Below are 13,316 nucleotides of genomic sequence, written 5' to 3'. Positions count from 1 at the left end.
ATTAACCCTTTCGTGCAGGGCCGAGTTCATGTCCGCTGTTCTGTCGCTGGCCGATGTCTATCGCGCGCGTCGCCGTATCGAGGGGCGCGTGTTGCGCACGCCGCTTATGGAATCGCCGAGCCTGTCGGCCATTGCCGGTGCGCCGGTGTTCCTCAAGCTCGAAACGGTGCAGCCCACCGGCAGCTTCAAGCTGCGCGGCGCGACCAACGCGCTCGCTCAACTTGTCGAGCAGGGCTGTCGCAAGGTCGTCACTGCATCGACGGGAAATCATGGGCGTGCGGTGGCACATGCGGCGCGTGCGCTCGGTATCGAGGCGACGGTCTGCATGTCGGCGCTCGTGCCCGGCAACAAAGTAGAGGCCGTGCGCGCGCTCGGCGCGCAAGTGCGCATTGTCGGCAAGAGCCAGGACGATGCGGAACATGAAGCGCTGCGGCTCGTGCGCGAAGAAGGCTTTGCTTATGTGCCCCCGTTCGACGATCTCAACGTGATCGCGGGGCAGGCGACCATCGGGCTCGAGATCGTCGAAGCGTTGCCGGACGTCGCGCATATCGTCGTGCCGTTGTCCGGCGGCGGTCTGTTTGCGGGCGTTGCGTTCGCGGCCCGAAGCGCGAATCGCGCGATTCGCATGACGGGCGTGACGATGGCGCGCGGCGCAGCCATGCATGCGAGTCTCGCAGCGGGACGCCCCGTGCTTGTCGAAGAGCTGGATACGCTGGCCGATTCGCTCGGCGGCGGCATCGGCCTCGAAAACCGCTATACGTACCGGCTCACGCGCGATCTCATCGACAACACGTTGTTGCTCGATGAGGACTCGATTGCGCGCGGCATCGTGCATGCCTATCAGCATGAACGTCTCGTCGTGGAAGGCGCGGCCGCAGTGGGCTTCGCCGCGCTGCTCGACGGCTCGCTGCACGACACGCGTGCTGAACGCGGCCCGCTGGTCATCATCGTGACCGGCGCGAATATCGACATCGATCTGCATCGCCGCATCGTCAGTGCGATGCCCGCGCAATCCCATTCTCATCAAAGCTCATGACGTCCATCACATTGCTCGGCGAAGCGCAGCTTCGCGAACTCGTGCCGCTCGATCTCGCGGCAATCGATCAGGTCGAAGCCGCCTTCCTCGCGCTGGCCACGGAAGATGTCGCGATGCCGCCGATCTTGCGTCTCGATCTGCCCGCGCAAAACGGCGAGGTCGATGTCAAGACCGCTTATCTGCCGCGCTTCGACAGCTTCGCGATCAAGGTGAGTCCGGGCTTCTTTAATAACCCGACGCTCGGTTTGCCGAGCCTGAACGGTTTGATGCTGGTGCTGTCCGCAAAGACCGGCCTGACCGAAGCGGTGCTGCTCGATAACGGCTATCTGACGGCGGTGCGTACCGCAGCCGCCGGCGCGGTCGCGGCGCGCTGGCTCGCGAAGCAGCACACGCCGCAAGTTGCGGTGCTCGGCGCGGGCGAACAGGCGCGTCTGCAATTGCAGGCGCTGATGCTGGTGCGCCGCGTCGAACACGTTCGCGTGTGGGCTCGCAATCGGTCCAACGCAGAGCGGTTTGCCGAAGAGATGAACGCAACGCTCGGCGTGCGCTGCGAAGCCGCACGCGATGTCGCTCATGCGCTGGCCGAAGCGGACGTCGCGATCACGACGACGCCGAGCCGCACACCGCTGATCGAAGCCGCGCATCTGCACGCCGGTTTGCATATCACAGCAATGGGCTCGGACGCCGAGCACAAGAATGAGATCGCGCCGGCGGCATTGGCGGCGGCGCGCTACATCTGCGATCGCGTGCAGCAAACCTGCGTACTGGGCGAATTGCATCATGCGCTGAATGCGCGCGCGATCAAGGCCGACGCCTCGATTGCCGAGCTGGGCGAAGTGATCGCGGGCAAGGCCGTGGGCCGGACGAGCGATACGGACGTGACGATCTGCGATCTGACTGGCACCGGCGCACAGGACACGGCGATTGCCGCGCTCGCATTGCAGCGCGCGCGAGCCGCGAACGCAGGAACCGTTTTTCGTAACGATGTAGAGCGCTAAGAGGGGACGATGTCCGAGACAACTCAACTGGAACGCAATGTGAGCGATCAGGCGTTGGCTGTACGCCTGCCGTTCGAACGAGCGGAATACGACGCACGTATCGGCAAGACCCGCAAGGCGATGCAGGCCGCCGGGATCGAACTGCTGATCGTGTCGGACCCGACCAATATGGCGTGGCTGACCGGCTACGACGGCTGGTCGTTCTACGTGCACCAATGCGTGCTGCTTGCGCTCGACGGCGAGCCGGTATGGTTCGGCCGCGGTCAGGACGCAAACGGCGCGAAGCGCACGGTGTTCATGCAGCACGACCATATAGTTGGTTATCCAGATCATTATGTGCAGTCCGCCGTGCGTCACCCGATGGACTACCTCGCGCGCGATGTGATTGAAGCGCGCGGCTGGGGCGCGCTGAGAATCGGCGTCGAAATGGATAACTACTATTTCAGCGCAGCGGCTTACCGCTCGCTCGTCCAGCATCTGCCCAACGCGAAATGGCATGACGCAACGAGCCTCGTGAACTGGCAACGCGCGGTGAAGTCGCCGCGTGAAATCGAATATATGCGCGTGGCGGCGCGTATTGTCGAGGCGATGCATGAGCGCATTGTCGAGCGAATCGAGCCGGGCATGCGCAAGAACGATCTGGTGGCCGAGATCTATTCGACGGGCATTCGCGGCGTGGACGGTTACGGCGGCGACTATCCGGCCATCGTGCCATTGCTGCCGACCGGCGCGGACGCCGCCGCTCCGCATCTCACGTGGGACGACACGCCGTTCGCGAAAGGCGCGGGCACGTTCTTCGAAATCGCCGGCTGCTTCAAGCGCTATCACTGTCCGCAGTCGCGCACGGTGTTTCTCGGCAAGCCGCCCAAGCATTTCATCGACGGCGAACGCGCGGTCGTGGAAGGCATCGAGGCCGGGCTCGCCGCGGCGAAACCGGGCAACACCTGCGAGGACATCGCCAATGCATTCTTCGCGATGCTGCATAAATACGGCATCGAAAAGAACAGCCGCTGCGGCTATCCGATCGGCGCGAGCTATCCGCCCGATTGGGGCGAGCGCACCATGAGCCTGCGTCCAGGCGACAAGACCGTGCTCGAACCGGGCATGACGTTTCACTTCATGCCGGGCCTATGGCTCGACGATTGGGGACTCGAAATTACCGAAAGCATCCTGATCACGGAGAACGGTGTCGAGACGTTCTGCAATACGCCGCGCAAGCTGTTCGTGAAGGAGTAGTGCATATGCGCGCCTCGCCTATTCAGCCGACCGTCGACTTCAATGTCGACGGCGAACAGCATGGCTTTCTAAAACTGCCGCATTCGCACGATGCGTCCGCGTGGGGCGCCGTGATGATTCCCGTCACCGTGATTCGCAACGGCGAAGGGCCGACCGCGTTGCTCACAGGCGGCAATCACGGCGACGAATACGAAGGGCCGATCGCGCTTTCACAACTCGCTTCGACGCTCAGAGCCGCGGACGTGAAAGGCCGCGTGATTATCGTGCCGTTCATGAACTACCCGGCGTTTCGCGCGGGCAGCCGCACGTCGCCGATCGATCGCGGCAATCTGAATCGCAGTTTTCCTGGCAAGCCGGACGGCACCGTCACCGAAAAGATCGCCGATTACTTTCAGCGCCATTTGCTGCCGCTCGCTGACTATGTGCTCGATCTGCACGCCGGCGGCCGCACGCTGGATTTCGTGCCGTTTGCCGCGATCCATCTGCTATCCGACGAGCGGCAGCAGGCGCGCTGCGAAGCGGCGATGCGCGCATTCGGCGCTCCTTATTCGATGCGTATGCTGGAACTGGACAGCGTTGGACTCTTCGATACCGCGGCCGAGGAAGCGGGCAAGGTTTTCGTATCGACGGAACTCGGCGGCGGCGGCACGGCCAGCGCAAAAAGCGTCGCGATCGCAGTGCGCGGCGTGCGAGGATTTTTGCAGCACGCGGGCATTCTCGTTCAGGAACCGGGCGAGCAAGCGGCACGCACCACCACATTGCTCGATATGCCCGACGGCACCTGCTTCACCACGAGCGAACACGATGGCCTTCTCGAATTGTGCAAGGACCTCGGCGAGATGGTGGAAAGCGGCGAGGTGATCGCGCGAATCTACGATGCGTCACGCACGGGCGTTGCGCCGGTCGAATATCGCGCGCGCCGCGGCGGTCTGCTCGCGGCGCGGCATTTTCCGGGGCTCGTGCGGATCGGCGATACGGTTGCGGTGGTCGCCGATGTCGTCGAACGCGGCATACCGGTGAGCGTCTGAGCGCGATGAAACTCGACCGTTACGACCTCGCGATCCTGCGGATTCTTGCGCGCGACGGACGCATCACGAAGTCGCGTCTCGCGGAGGAAATCAATCTGTCGATTTCGCCGGCATGGGAGCGCGTCAAGCGCCTCGAGGACAGCGGCGTGATTCGCGGTTACCGCGCGGACGTCGACTGGCTGCGCGCGTTCAAGGGCGCGCGCGTGGTGGTTGAGGTCACGCTCGCGCGGCATACCGCGCAGGACATGCGGCGTTTCGAGGAACGCATTGGCGCGTCGCCCGAAGTCGTGCAATGCCATGCGACGGGCGGCGGCGTCGACTATGTGATGCACGTGATGGCGCGCGACATCGACCACTATCAGCGGTTTATCGATTCCTTGCTCACGGCTGAACTGGGTATCGAAAAGTACTTCACGTACATCGTCACGAAGGTCGTGAAAAGCATGCCCGAAGGTGTGCCCGACTGGGCCGACGAATCGTCCGGCGACGACAGTTGAAGCACGCGGCGACGCTGCCGAAAAAACACCACGCGCCGCCGCGCATTACGGAAAAAACGCCGGCTTCGGCGCACGCGAACCGAAAAAACCGCGAGGCCGCTCAACGTACAGTGACAGACATACATCGCACACAGGAGGTCGTCATGTTGCTGGGTCATCCGGTTCTGTTCAAATCGCTGTGTTACGTCGACGGGCGCTGGGTGCATAGCGCAAGCGCGGCAAGTGTCGCCGTGCGCAATCCCGCGGATCAGGAAGTGCTCGGGCATGTGCCGATGCTCGACGCGGCGCAGATCACGGAAGCCGTCGACGCCGCACAGCGCGCCTTTTCCGCGTGGCGCTGGCTGCCGGTCGCGAAGCGCTCGGCGCTGCTGCTGCGCTGGCACGAACTGATCCTGCGCCATCAGCACGACCTTGCGGCGATTCTCTCGCTCGAACAGGGCAAGCCGTTCGCCGAAGCACGCGGCGAGATTGCGTATGGCGCGAGCTTCGTCGAATGGTTCGCGCATGAAGTGCGGCGTCTGAATGGGCGCACCATTCCCACGCATATCGACGGCGCGCAACTCGGCACCGTGATCGAACCGGTGGGCGTTGCCGCGTTGATCACGCCGTGGAATTTCCCTTGCGCGATGATCACGCGCAAGGCGGCCGCCGCGCTCGCGGCCGGTTGTACGGTCGTCGTGAAGCCCGCGCACGAAACGCCGTTCTCCGCGCTCGCGCTCGCTCAACTCGCCGAAGAAGCCGGTTTTCCAGCGGGCGTATTCAACGTGGTGCTCGGCGAGCCGCAGATGGCGATGCAAACGCTCGTTGGGGATTCACGCGTGCGCTCGGTGAGCTTCACCGGTTCGACTCGCGTCGGCGGGCTCGTGATGCAGGCCGTCGCAAACGCGGGCATCAAGAAGACGGCGCTGGAACTGGGTGGCAACGCGCCGTTCATCGTCACCGAAGACGCCGACCTCGAACAGGCCGTGCGCGTCGCCATCGCCGCGAAATTCCAGACGTCGGGCCAGGATTGCTGCGCGGCCAATCGCATTTTCGTTGCGCGTCCGTTGTACGAGACGTTCGTCACGCGATACAGCGACGCCGTTCGCACATTGAAAGTGGGCTCGGCATTCGAAGCCGATGTGGACGTCGGCCCGCTGATGCATCAAGCCGCATTCGACACGACCGTGCAGCGCGTCGCCGATGCGCAAGCCAAGGGCGCGCGCATCACGGTTGGCGGATCGGCGCACGAACGCGGCGGCTGGTTCTTCGAGCCGACCGTGGTGGCCGACGCCGCGCCTGGCATGCGCATCTACGACGAAGAAAACTTCGCGCCGATTTCCGCACTCACGCCATTTGATTCGCTGGACGAAGTAATCGAGCGCGCGAACGACACCGAGTACGGTCTCGCCGCTTATGTCTGCGCGCGCGATCTGAACACGGTCTTTCAACTGATTCGGCGCCTGGACTTCGCGATGGTCTCGGTGAACGGCGCGAAGTTCACGGGTGCGCCGATTCCGTTTGGCGGCATCAAGTCGTCGGGACTCGGCCGCGAAGGCGGCGCCGAAGGCTTCGAACCTTTTGTGGAAACACGCTATTTCTGCCTCGGCCAACTCGGCTTGCCGGTGACGCAAAGCCTGCCCGCTCGCAGCGCCGCGGCCGCCTAACTCATTCACGCATTCAACGAAGGAGCATTTGATGACTCAGCCCGAACAACTCGATCAACTCTTCAGCGCCGACCGCGCGCATTTCATGCACCCGTCGACGCATGCTCACGACCATGCGAGCGGCGCGCTGCCGGGCCGCATTGTGACGGGCGCAAAAGGCATCCGCATTGAAGACCATCAAGGCAAGTCTTTTATCGACGCCTTCGCGGGTCTCTATTGCGTGAACATCGGCTATGGACGCACCGAAGTTGCCGAGGCCATTTACGAGCAGGCGAAGAAGCTTGCCTACTATCACACGTATGTCGGCCACTCGACCGATACGATCATCGAACTGTCGTCGCGCATCATCGATTGGGCACCGCAGGGCATGAAGAAGGTGTACTACGGCATGTCGGGCTCGGACGCGAACGAAACGCAGATCAAGCTCGTCTGGTACTACAACAACGTGAAGGGCCGGCCGAACAAGAAGAAGATCATCTCGCGGCAGCGCGGCTATCACGGCTCGGGCATCGTGACGGGCAGCCTCACGGGTCTGCCGAGTTTTCATCAATACTTCGACCTGCCGATCGAGCGCGTCAAGCACACCACGTGTCCGCACTGGTATCGCAATGCGCCGGCCGGCATGAACGAAACGCAGTTCGTCGCATATTGCGTCGAGGAACTGGAGCAACTGATCGCGCGCGAAGGCGCCGACACGATCGCTGCGTTCATCGGCGAACCGGTCATGGGAACGGGCGGCATTCTGCCGCCGCCTGCCGGCTATTGGCCCGCGATCCAAGAGGTGCTGAAGAAGCACGACATTCTGCTGATCTCCGACGAAGTGGTGTGCGGCTTCGGCCGTCTCGGCTCGAAGATGGGCGCGCAGCACTACGGCATGACGCCCGACCTCATCACCGTCGCGAAGGGTTTGACGAGCGCGTATGCGCCGCTCTCCGGCGTGATTGTGAGCGAAGGCGTGTGGGATGTGATCGACAAGGCTTCGCAGGAATTCGGTCCGATGGGGCACGGCTGGACCTACTCGGGACATCCGATCTGCGCGGCAGCGGCGCTGGCGAACCTCGATATTCTCGAGCGCGAGAATCTTACGCAAAACGCGGCGCAAACCGGCGCGTATCTGCTCGAGCAATTGCATGCCGCGTTCGATTCGCATCCGCTCGTCGGCGAAGTGCGTGGCGTGGGCATGCTGGCCGCGCTCGAATTCATGGCCGACAAGGACGCGCGCCGTCCGTTCGATCCGGCGCTGAAGGTCGGCCCGCGCGTGTCGGCTGCTGCGTTGCAACGCGGGCTGATTGCGCGCGCGATGCCGCATGGCGACATTCTCGGTTTCGCGCCGCCGCTCGTGACTTCGCGCGACGAGGTCGACGAAATCGTCAAGCTCGCTCGCGCCGCAGTGGATGAAGTGGCCTCGCAGGTTCTCACGCCCGCGGCTGCTGTTTGATCGAAGCCGTACGCCTCTTTGTGTGCCGCAGCAGGTGCCTTACGGATTTGCGCGGCTTCGCAAAGAGGCGCTTCGCATGTTATAAGCCCAAGGGAACTGTCGTTATCGTCAGGTGAAACAGTCGTCTTGGGGGATTAACAATGAGGTTGTTCCGCAACGCCAGATCGTCGGCCAGCGTGTTCGCACTGGCCACTGTGTTGTCTGTTTCCTTCGGCTTTCTCGAGGCCACGCCGGCCGTCGCGAAGCCGCCCGTCAAAGCGCAGCCGGCGGTTCTCACCGCGTCCGCCATCGCGGTCGCCGACGAGTACAGCGCGGATGCCGCCGAACAGATCTTCAAGGAAGGCGGCAATGCGGTCGATGCCGCGGTGGCCATCGCCTTCACGCTTGCCGTGACTTATCCGGAAGCGGGCAACATCGGCGGCGGCGGTTTCATGACGCTGTACGTGGCCGGCAAGCCGTACTTTCTCGACTATCGCGAGCGCGCGCCGCTGGCGGCAACGAAGAACATGTACCTCGACGATAAGGGCGAGGTCATCAAGGGCATGAGCCTGTACGGTTATCGCGCGGTGGGCGTGCCCGGCACCGTTGATGGCATGTGGCAGGCGCAGCGCCGCTTCGGCAAGCTCAAATGGAAGCAGGTGCTCGCACCGGCCATCCACTATGCGCGCGACGGCTTCGTGGTCAGCGAGCAATTGCAGGAGCGCCGCGATGCGGCGGCCAAGGAATTCGCCGGCAAGACGAACTTCGACACCTACTTTGGCAACATGAAGCAGGGCGTCAACTTCAAGCAACCGGATCTCGCCGCCGTATTGCAGCGGATTTCCGATCAGGGCGCGAAAGATTTCTATTCGGGCAAGACGGCTGATCTGATCGCCGAGTCCATGCGCGGTCACGGCCTCATCACCAAGGCCGACTTGCAGCAGTACAAGGCTGTATGGCGTCAGCCGATCCAGGCCGACTGGAAGGGCTACCGCGTGTACACCGCGCCGCCTCCGAGTTCGGGCGGCATCGGCCTCGTGCAACTACTGAAGATGAAAGCCGATCGCGCGGACGACTTCAAGGAGGTGCCGCTCAATTCGCCGCAATACATTCATCTGATCGCGGAAATCGAAAAGCGCGTATTCGCGGACCGTGCGCAATATCTCGGCGATCCGGACTTCTACAAGGTGCCGGTCGCGCAATTGACCGACGACGCCTACATCGCGAAGCGCGCCGCCGAGGTCAATACGGAAACGCCGTCGGACACGAAGAGCGTGCAGCCGGGACTCGGCACGTCGATGCCGGAGAAAGCGGAAACCACGCATTTCTCGGTGGTCGACAAGTGGGGTAACGCGGTGTCGAACACGTACACCGTGAACGGTTACTTCGGCTCGGGCGTGGTCGCCGATCGCACGGGTATCGTGCTGAACGACGAGATGGACGACTTCTCCGCGAAGCCGGGCGTCGCCAACATGTTCGGCGTGGTGGGCAGCGACGCCAATTCGATCGAACCGAAGAAGCGCCCGCTTTCGTCCATGAGCCCGACCATTCTGACGAAAGACGGCAAGGTGTCGCTTGTCATCGGCACGCCGGGCGGCTCGCGCATCTTCACGTCGATCTTCCAGGTGATCAACAACGTCTACGACTTCAATATGCCGCTGCCGGAAGCGGTCGCCGCGATGCGTTTCCATCATCAGTTGCTGCCGCCTAACACGATTTTCTGGGAGCCGTATATGCCGATCGACGGCGAGCTTGCAAAGGCCGTCGAAGCAAAGGGCTATACGCTGAAGGCGCAGAATTTCAACGGCGACATTCAGGCGATCAAGATCAACGACAACACGCCCGAACCGGCAGCCGATCCGCGTGGCCGTGGCGTGACGCGGATCATCCAGTAAGCGTTGTGCGGATTGTGTGAGCGGTGCATGGGTTGAGATGTGCCGCTCACAATTAACGGAAGACCTCGCGCTCGAAAGAGCCCGGGGTCTTTTTTCCGTGCCGTGTGAGACACTTTCCGGTACTCGCGCGCCGTTCGCGGCCGCTACCCAGGGAGTGAGCCACCATGAATTCGTCTGCCACGCCTTCCGATGTGCCTGCACCATCGTCCGATGCCGAGCCGCGCATCGAGTCGCTCAGCGCGATTACGCTCGCCACCGGCGACATGCAGCAAGCGGTGCGCTTCTATCAGGCTGTTGGCTTCCCGCTCAAATTCGGTGGAGAAGACGCGGCGTTTACGTCGTTCGAGTTCGGTGGCACGTATCTGAATCTGATCGCCGATCCGCGTGCGCCGGTGAATTGGTGGGGCCGCGTGATCGTCTATGTGTCCGATGTCGACGCGGTTTATCGCAAGGCGCTGGCGGCGGGCTTCGAGCCGTCGTTGGAGCCGTCCGATGCGCCTTGGGGCGAGCGCTATTTTCATATCAGCGATCCGGACGGCCACGAACTCAGCTTCGCGAAACCGTTGCGCGACGCGCGGGCGTCGGCGAAAAACTCGCTATCATGAAACGGCTGAACGGTAACACGGCTGACACCGGGCGCACCGATAATCGGGCGCGTCCGCGTCGCGCTTGCCGCCGCGCGCCCGATCATTTCCGTCGCCAGGAGAGCCGCAATGAAAGAGCAGGACCCGAGACCCGAAGCCGAGTTGCTGACTGAGCGGCAACGCCGTTTCGAGGAGGACCTCATCGACGCGTACGACGAGGAACTCGAGATGGAGGTCGACGACCGCATACTCGACGGTTCGGAAGCCTTCACGCCGGAGAACCGCGAAGCACGCAAGATGTACTTCCGCGAGCTGTTCCGCTTGCAGGGCGAACTGGTCAAGCTGCAGGACTGGATCGTTGAGACGGGGCATCGCCTTGTGGTCATTTTCGAAGGACGCGATGCCGCGGGCAAGGGCGGCGCGATCAAGCGCATCACGCAGCGGCTCAATCCGCGCGTGTGCCGCGTCGCGGCGCTGCCGGCGCCGAACAATCGCGAGCGCACGCAATGGTATTTCCAGCGCTATGTGTCGCATCTGCCGGCCGGCGGCGAGATGGTGCTGTTCGATCGGAGCTGGTACAACCGCGCGGGCGTCGAGCGCGTGATGAATTTTTGCACCGACGACGAATACGAAGAGTTCTTCCGCTCTGTGCCGGAGTTCGAAAAGATGCTGGTGCGCAGCGGCGTGCAGATCGTCAAGTACTGGTTTTCGATCACCGACGAAGAGCAGGAAATCCGCTTTCAAAACCGCATTCACGATCCGCTGAAGCAGTGGAAGCTCAGTCCGATGGATCTCGAAAGCCGGCGCCGCTGGGAGGCCTATACGCAGGCGAAGGAAGTGATGCTGCAGCGCTCGCATATTCCCGAGGCGCCGTGGTGGGTGGTGCAGGCCGTCGACAAGAAGCGCGCGCGGCTGAACTGCATCCAGCATCTGCTGAATCAGGTGCCGTATCACGAGATCGAACATCCGCGTGTCGAATTGCCCGCGCGTGTTTATCACGACGAGTACAGCCGCCAGCCGGTGCCGGCTTCGATGATCGTGCCTGAGGTTTATTGAGGGGGGAGTCGATTACGTGCGCGCGATCGACTCAGAAGCGCGCGCCTTTTAATCGACTCATGATTTGAGGCGAATGCGGGCCTTAATCGCCTCAAATCTCATCAGCATCATGTCGGCGCCTTCAGACCGCAGCAGCGGCGCTAAACCACTGCGGTCTGAGCGAAGCTGCATAACACCTTAAAACACCGCCCGAAACACCCAATACAACCCCGCCGCGAGCGCGATCGAAACCGGCAGCGTCAGCACCCACGCGAGCACGAGGCTGCGCACCGTCGCCCATTGCAAGCCCGAGCCGTTCGCGGCCATCGTGCCCGCCACGCCGGAAGACAGCACGTGAGTCGTCGAAACCGGCAGACCGTACATGTCGGCCGCGCCAATCGTCATCATCGCAACCAGTTCCGCGGACGCGCCCTGTCCGTACGTCAAATGCTGCTTGCCGATTTTTTCGCCGACAGTCACGACGATCCGCTTCCATCCGACCATCGTGCCCAGGCCCAGAGCAATCGCGACCGCGACCTTGACCCACGTCGGAATGAACTTGGTGGCGTGATCCGTTTGCGCCTTGAAGTTGTCGATGGCCTTCGCGTCTTCCGGTGCGAACGCCGGTTGCTTCGCCTTGTTCATCAGGCGGATCGCTTCCGACGCGACATACATGTTGTTGCGCACGTTATCGACGATTCCTTGCGGTACGCCGGCCATCGAACCCGAGGCGCCGACCTGCTGCGCGATCACATCCGTCAGTTGTTTTAGCGCGGGCACGGTTGCAGGCGTGAGTTGATGCGTACGCACATAGGCTTCGACATCGGCGCGCGGATTGGCCGACGGCGGCGCGCCGTTCGTGTAGCGCGCGAGCGCGGCCGACGTTTGCTGGGCGACCGCGACGAAGGTCTGCGTTTCGGCGGGCGTGACGGCCTTGTTCAACGCATACGCCGTCGGCACGGTGCCGATCAGGATCAGCATGATGAGGCCCATGCCCTTCTGGCCGTCGTTCGAACCGTGCGCAAACGAGACGCCCGTGCAGGTCAGAATCAGCAGGCTGCGAATCCAGAACGGCGGCGGCTCCTTGCCCTTCGGCTCGGCGTAAAGCGCGGGCACGCGCACAACGGCTTTGAGGATCATCAACAGCAGGCCGGCCGCGAGAAAGCCGATGAGCGGCGAAAACAGCAGCGACTTGCCGACGCCCAGCGCCTGGTTCCAGTCCACGCCACTCGCGCCGCTCGCGCCATGCATCAATTGATTCATCAGGCCGACACCGATGATCGAGCCGATCAGCGTATGCGAGCTCGACGACGGCAAGCCGAAATACCAGGTGCCGAGGTTCCAGATGATCGCGGCAATGAGCAGCGCGAACACCATCGAAAAGCCGGCGCTGCTGCCCACTTGCAGAATCAGTTCAACCGGCAGCAGTTGCAGAATGCCGAACGCGACCGCGCCGCTCGAAGTCAGCACGCCGAGAAAATTCCATGTGCCCGACCACACCACCGCGAGATTCGGCGCGAGCGAATGCGTGTAGATGACGGTCGCCACCGCGTTCGCGGTATCGTGAAAGCCGTTGACGAATTCGAAGCCGAGCGCGATCAGCAGTGCGACGCCGAGTAGCAGATACGGCAGGATGGAACCTTCGCGCACGGGTTGCAGGTCGCCCACGAGCTGCATGCTGCAATAGCCGATGCCGACTACGATGACGGCGAGGAAAACCACGAGGCCAAGATTGCGCCCCTTGCCACTGACCCCGCTCGATTGCGGGTATGAAAGCTCCGGCATGACGTGTGCCCCTGGAAGAATGTCGCGGAACTACCGATCCTGCTGGGCGCGTGTGTCGGTACGATGACAACGGCCGGCGCTCGCACAGAAGGGCTCGCACCTGACGACGCTGGCGGATCGCGCCTCGGTTTTGCCGCTGCGCGGCAGGGTGCTAGCGGC

At 62.8% G+C, this 13,316-nt stretch carries 11 protein-coding genes; 10 read left to right on the top strand and 1 reads right to left on the bottom strand.

The window, feature by feature from the left end:
- Window positions 1-28 precede the first annotated feature (28 nt).
- The 10 genes from eutB to ppk2 all read left to right on the top strand — a co-directional run bounded on the left by eutB (window position 29) and on the right by ppk2 (window position 11,393).
- Window positions 29-1,036, top strand: coding sequence for a hydroxyectoine utilization dehydratase EutB (gene eutB / locus C8K18_RS05730; protein ID WP_029966826.1), 1,008 nt, complete (start codon window positions 29-31; stop codon window positions 1,034-1,036).
- A complete protein-coding gene (locus tag C8K18_RS05725) occupies window positions 1,033-2,034 on the top strand; it encodes a cyclodeaminase (RefSeq protein WP_107706914.1) in 1,002 nt (333 codons plus the stop codon). Before eutB ends, C8K18_RS05725 begins: the two co-directional genes overlap by 4 nt.
- Before the next feature lie 9 nt (window positions 2,035-2,043).
- Window positions 2,044-3,270, top strand: coding sequence for an ectoine hydrolase DoeA (gene doeA, locus C8K18_RS05720; protein ID WP_029966822.1), 1,227 nt, complete (start codon window positions 2,044-2,046; stop codon window positions 3,268-3,270).
- Between the two features lie 5 nt (window positions 3,271-3,275).
- Window positions 3,276-4,298 carry a N(2)-acetyl-L-2,4-diaminobutanoate deacetylase DoeB gene (doeB, locus tag C8K18_RS05715; RefSeq protein WP_107706913.1) on the top strand — a complete coding sequence of 341 codons (1,023 nt, stop codon included), beginning with the start codon at window positions 3,276-3,278 and terminating at the stop codon, window positions 4,296-4,298.
- A 5-nt stretch (window positions 4,299-4,303) separates the two neighbouring features.
- Window positions 4,304-4,795 (top strand): Lrp/AsnC family transcriptional regulator, encoded by a 492-nt coding sequence (locus tag C8K18_RS05710; RefSeq protein WP_029966818.1) that lies wholly within the window; start codon window positions 4,304-4,306, stop codon window positions 4,793-4,795.
- Between the two features lie 143 nt (window positions 4,796-4,938).
- Complete coding sequence (locus C8K18_RS05705; protein WP_107707132.1) at window positions 4,939-6,441, top strand: NAD-dependent succinate-semialdehyde dehydrogenase; 1,503 nt, start codon at window positions 4,939-4,941, stop codon at window positions 6,439-6,441.
- A gap of 31 nt (window positions 6,442-6,472) precedes the next feature.
- Window positions 6,473-7,879 carry an aspartate aminotransferase family protein gene (locus C8K18_RS05700; protein ID WP_029966814.1) on the top strand — a complete coding sequence of 469 codons (1,407 nt, stop codon included), beginning with the start codon at window positions 6,473-6,475 and terminating at the stop codon, window positions 7,877-7,879.
- A 140-nt stretch (window positions 7,880-8,019) separates the two neighbouring features.
- Window positions 8,020-9,753, top strand: coding sequence for a gamma-glutamyltransferase (ggt, locus tag C8K18_RS05695; protein WP_107706912.1), 1,734 nt, complete (start codon window positions 8,020-8,022; stop codon window positions 9,751-9,753).
- A 164-nt stretch (window positions 9,754-9,917) separates the two neighbouring features.
- Window positions 9,918-10,358 carry a VOC family protein gene (locus C8K18_RS05690; RefSeq protein WP_107706911.1) on the top strand — a complete coding sequence of 147 codons (441 nt, stop codon included), beginning with the start codon at window positions 9,918-9,920 and terminating at the stop codon, window positions 10,356-10,358.
- A gap of 108 nt (window positions 10,359-10,466) precedes the next feature.
- The gene (gene ppk2, locus C8K18_RS05685) at window positions 10,467-11,393 is read left to right on the top strand and encodes a polyphosphate kinase 2 (RefSeq protein ID WP_006049611.1); all 927 of its coding nucleotides are present in this window, start codon (window positions 10,467-10,469) and stop codon (window positions 11,391-11,393) included.
- 177 nt (window positions 11,394-11,570) lie between these two features.
- Here the strand turns inward: ppk2 and C8K18_RS05680 are convergent, their stop codons facing one another.
- Complete coding sequence (locus C8K18_RS05680; RefSeq protein ID WP_107706910.1) at window positions 11,571-13,157, bottom strand: inorganic phosphate transporter; 1,587 nt, start codon at window positions 13,155-13,157, stop codon at window positions 11,571-11,573.
- Window positions 13,158-13,316 lie beyond the last annotated feature (159 nt).

Origin of the sequence: Paraburkholderia sp. GV068 (assembly GCF_003058125.1) — a bacterium.
In the GTDB taxonomy this organism is placed as follows: domain Bacteria; phylum Pseudomonadota; class Gammaproteobacteria; order Burkholderiales; family Burkholderiaceae; genus Paraburkholderia; species Paraburkholderia graminis.
Note: the sequence above shows the minus strand (reverse complement) of the source record. Positions and strands in the feature narration are given on the sequence as shown.

Coding starts and splice junctions, on each gene's coding strand:
- C8K18_RS05725 (WP_107706914.1), top strand. CDS start 1,033: ATGACGTCCATCACATTGCTCGGCGAAGCGCAGCTTCGCGAACTCGTG.
- doeA (WP_029966822.1), top strand. CDS start 2,044: ATGTCCGAGACAACTCAACTGGAACGCAATGTGAGCGATCAGGCGTTG.
- doeB (WP_107706913.1), top strand. CDS start 3,276: ATGCGCGCCTCGCCTATTCAGCCGACCGTCGACTTCAATGTCGACGGC.
- C8K18_RS05680 (WP_107706910.1), bottom strand. CDS start 13,157: ATGCCGGAGCTTTCATACCCGCAATCGAGCGGGGTCAGTGGCAAGGGG.
- ppk2 (WP_006049611.1), top strand. CDS start 10,467: ATGAAAGAGCAGGACCCGAGACCCGAAGCCGAGTTGCTGACTGAGCGG.
- C8K18_RS05690 (WP_107706911.1), top strand. CDS start 9,918: ATGAATTCGTCTGCCACGCCTTCCGATGTGCCTGCACCATCGTCCGAT.
- ggt (WP_107706912.1), top strand. CDS start 8,020: ATGAGGTTGTTCCGCAACGCCAGATCGTCGGCCAGCGTGTTCGCACTG.
- C8K18_RS05700 (WP_029966814.1), top strand. CDS start 6,473: ATGACTCAGCCCGAACAACTCGATCAACTCTTCAGCGCCGACCGCGCG.
- C8K18_RS05710 (WP_029966818.1), top strand. CDS start 4,304: ATGAAACTCGACCGTTACGACCTCGCGATCCTGCGGATTCTTGCGCGC.
- C8K18_RS05705 (WP_107707132.1), top strand. CDS start 4,939: ATGTTGCTGGGTCATCCGGTTCTGTTCAAATCGCTGTGTTACGTCGAC.
- eutB (WP_029966826.1), top strand. CDS start 29: ATGTCCGCTGTTCTGTCGCTGGCCGATGTCTATCGCGCGCGTCGCCGT.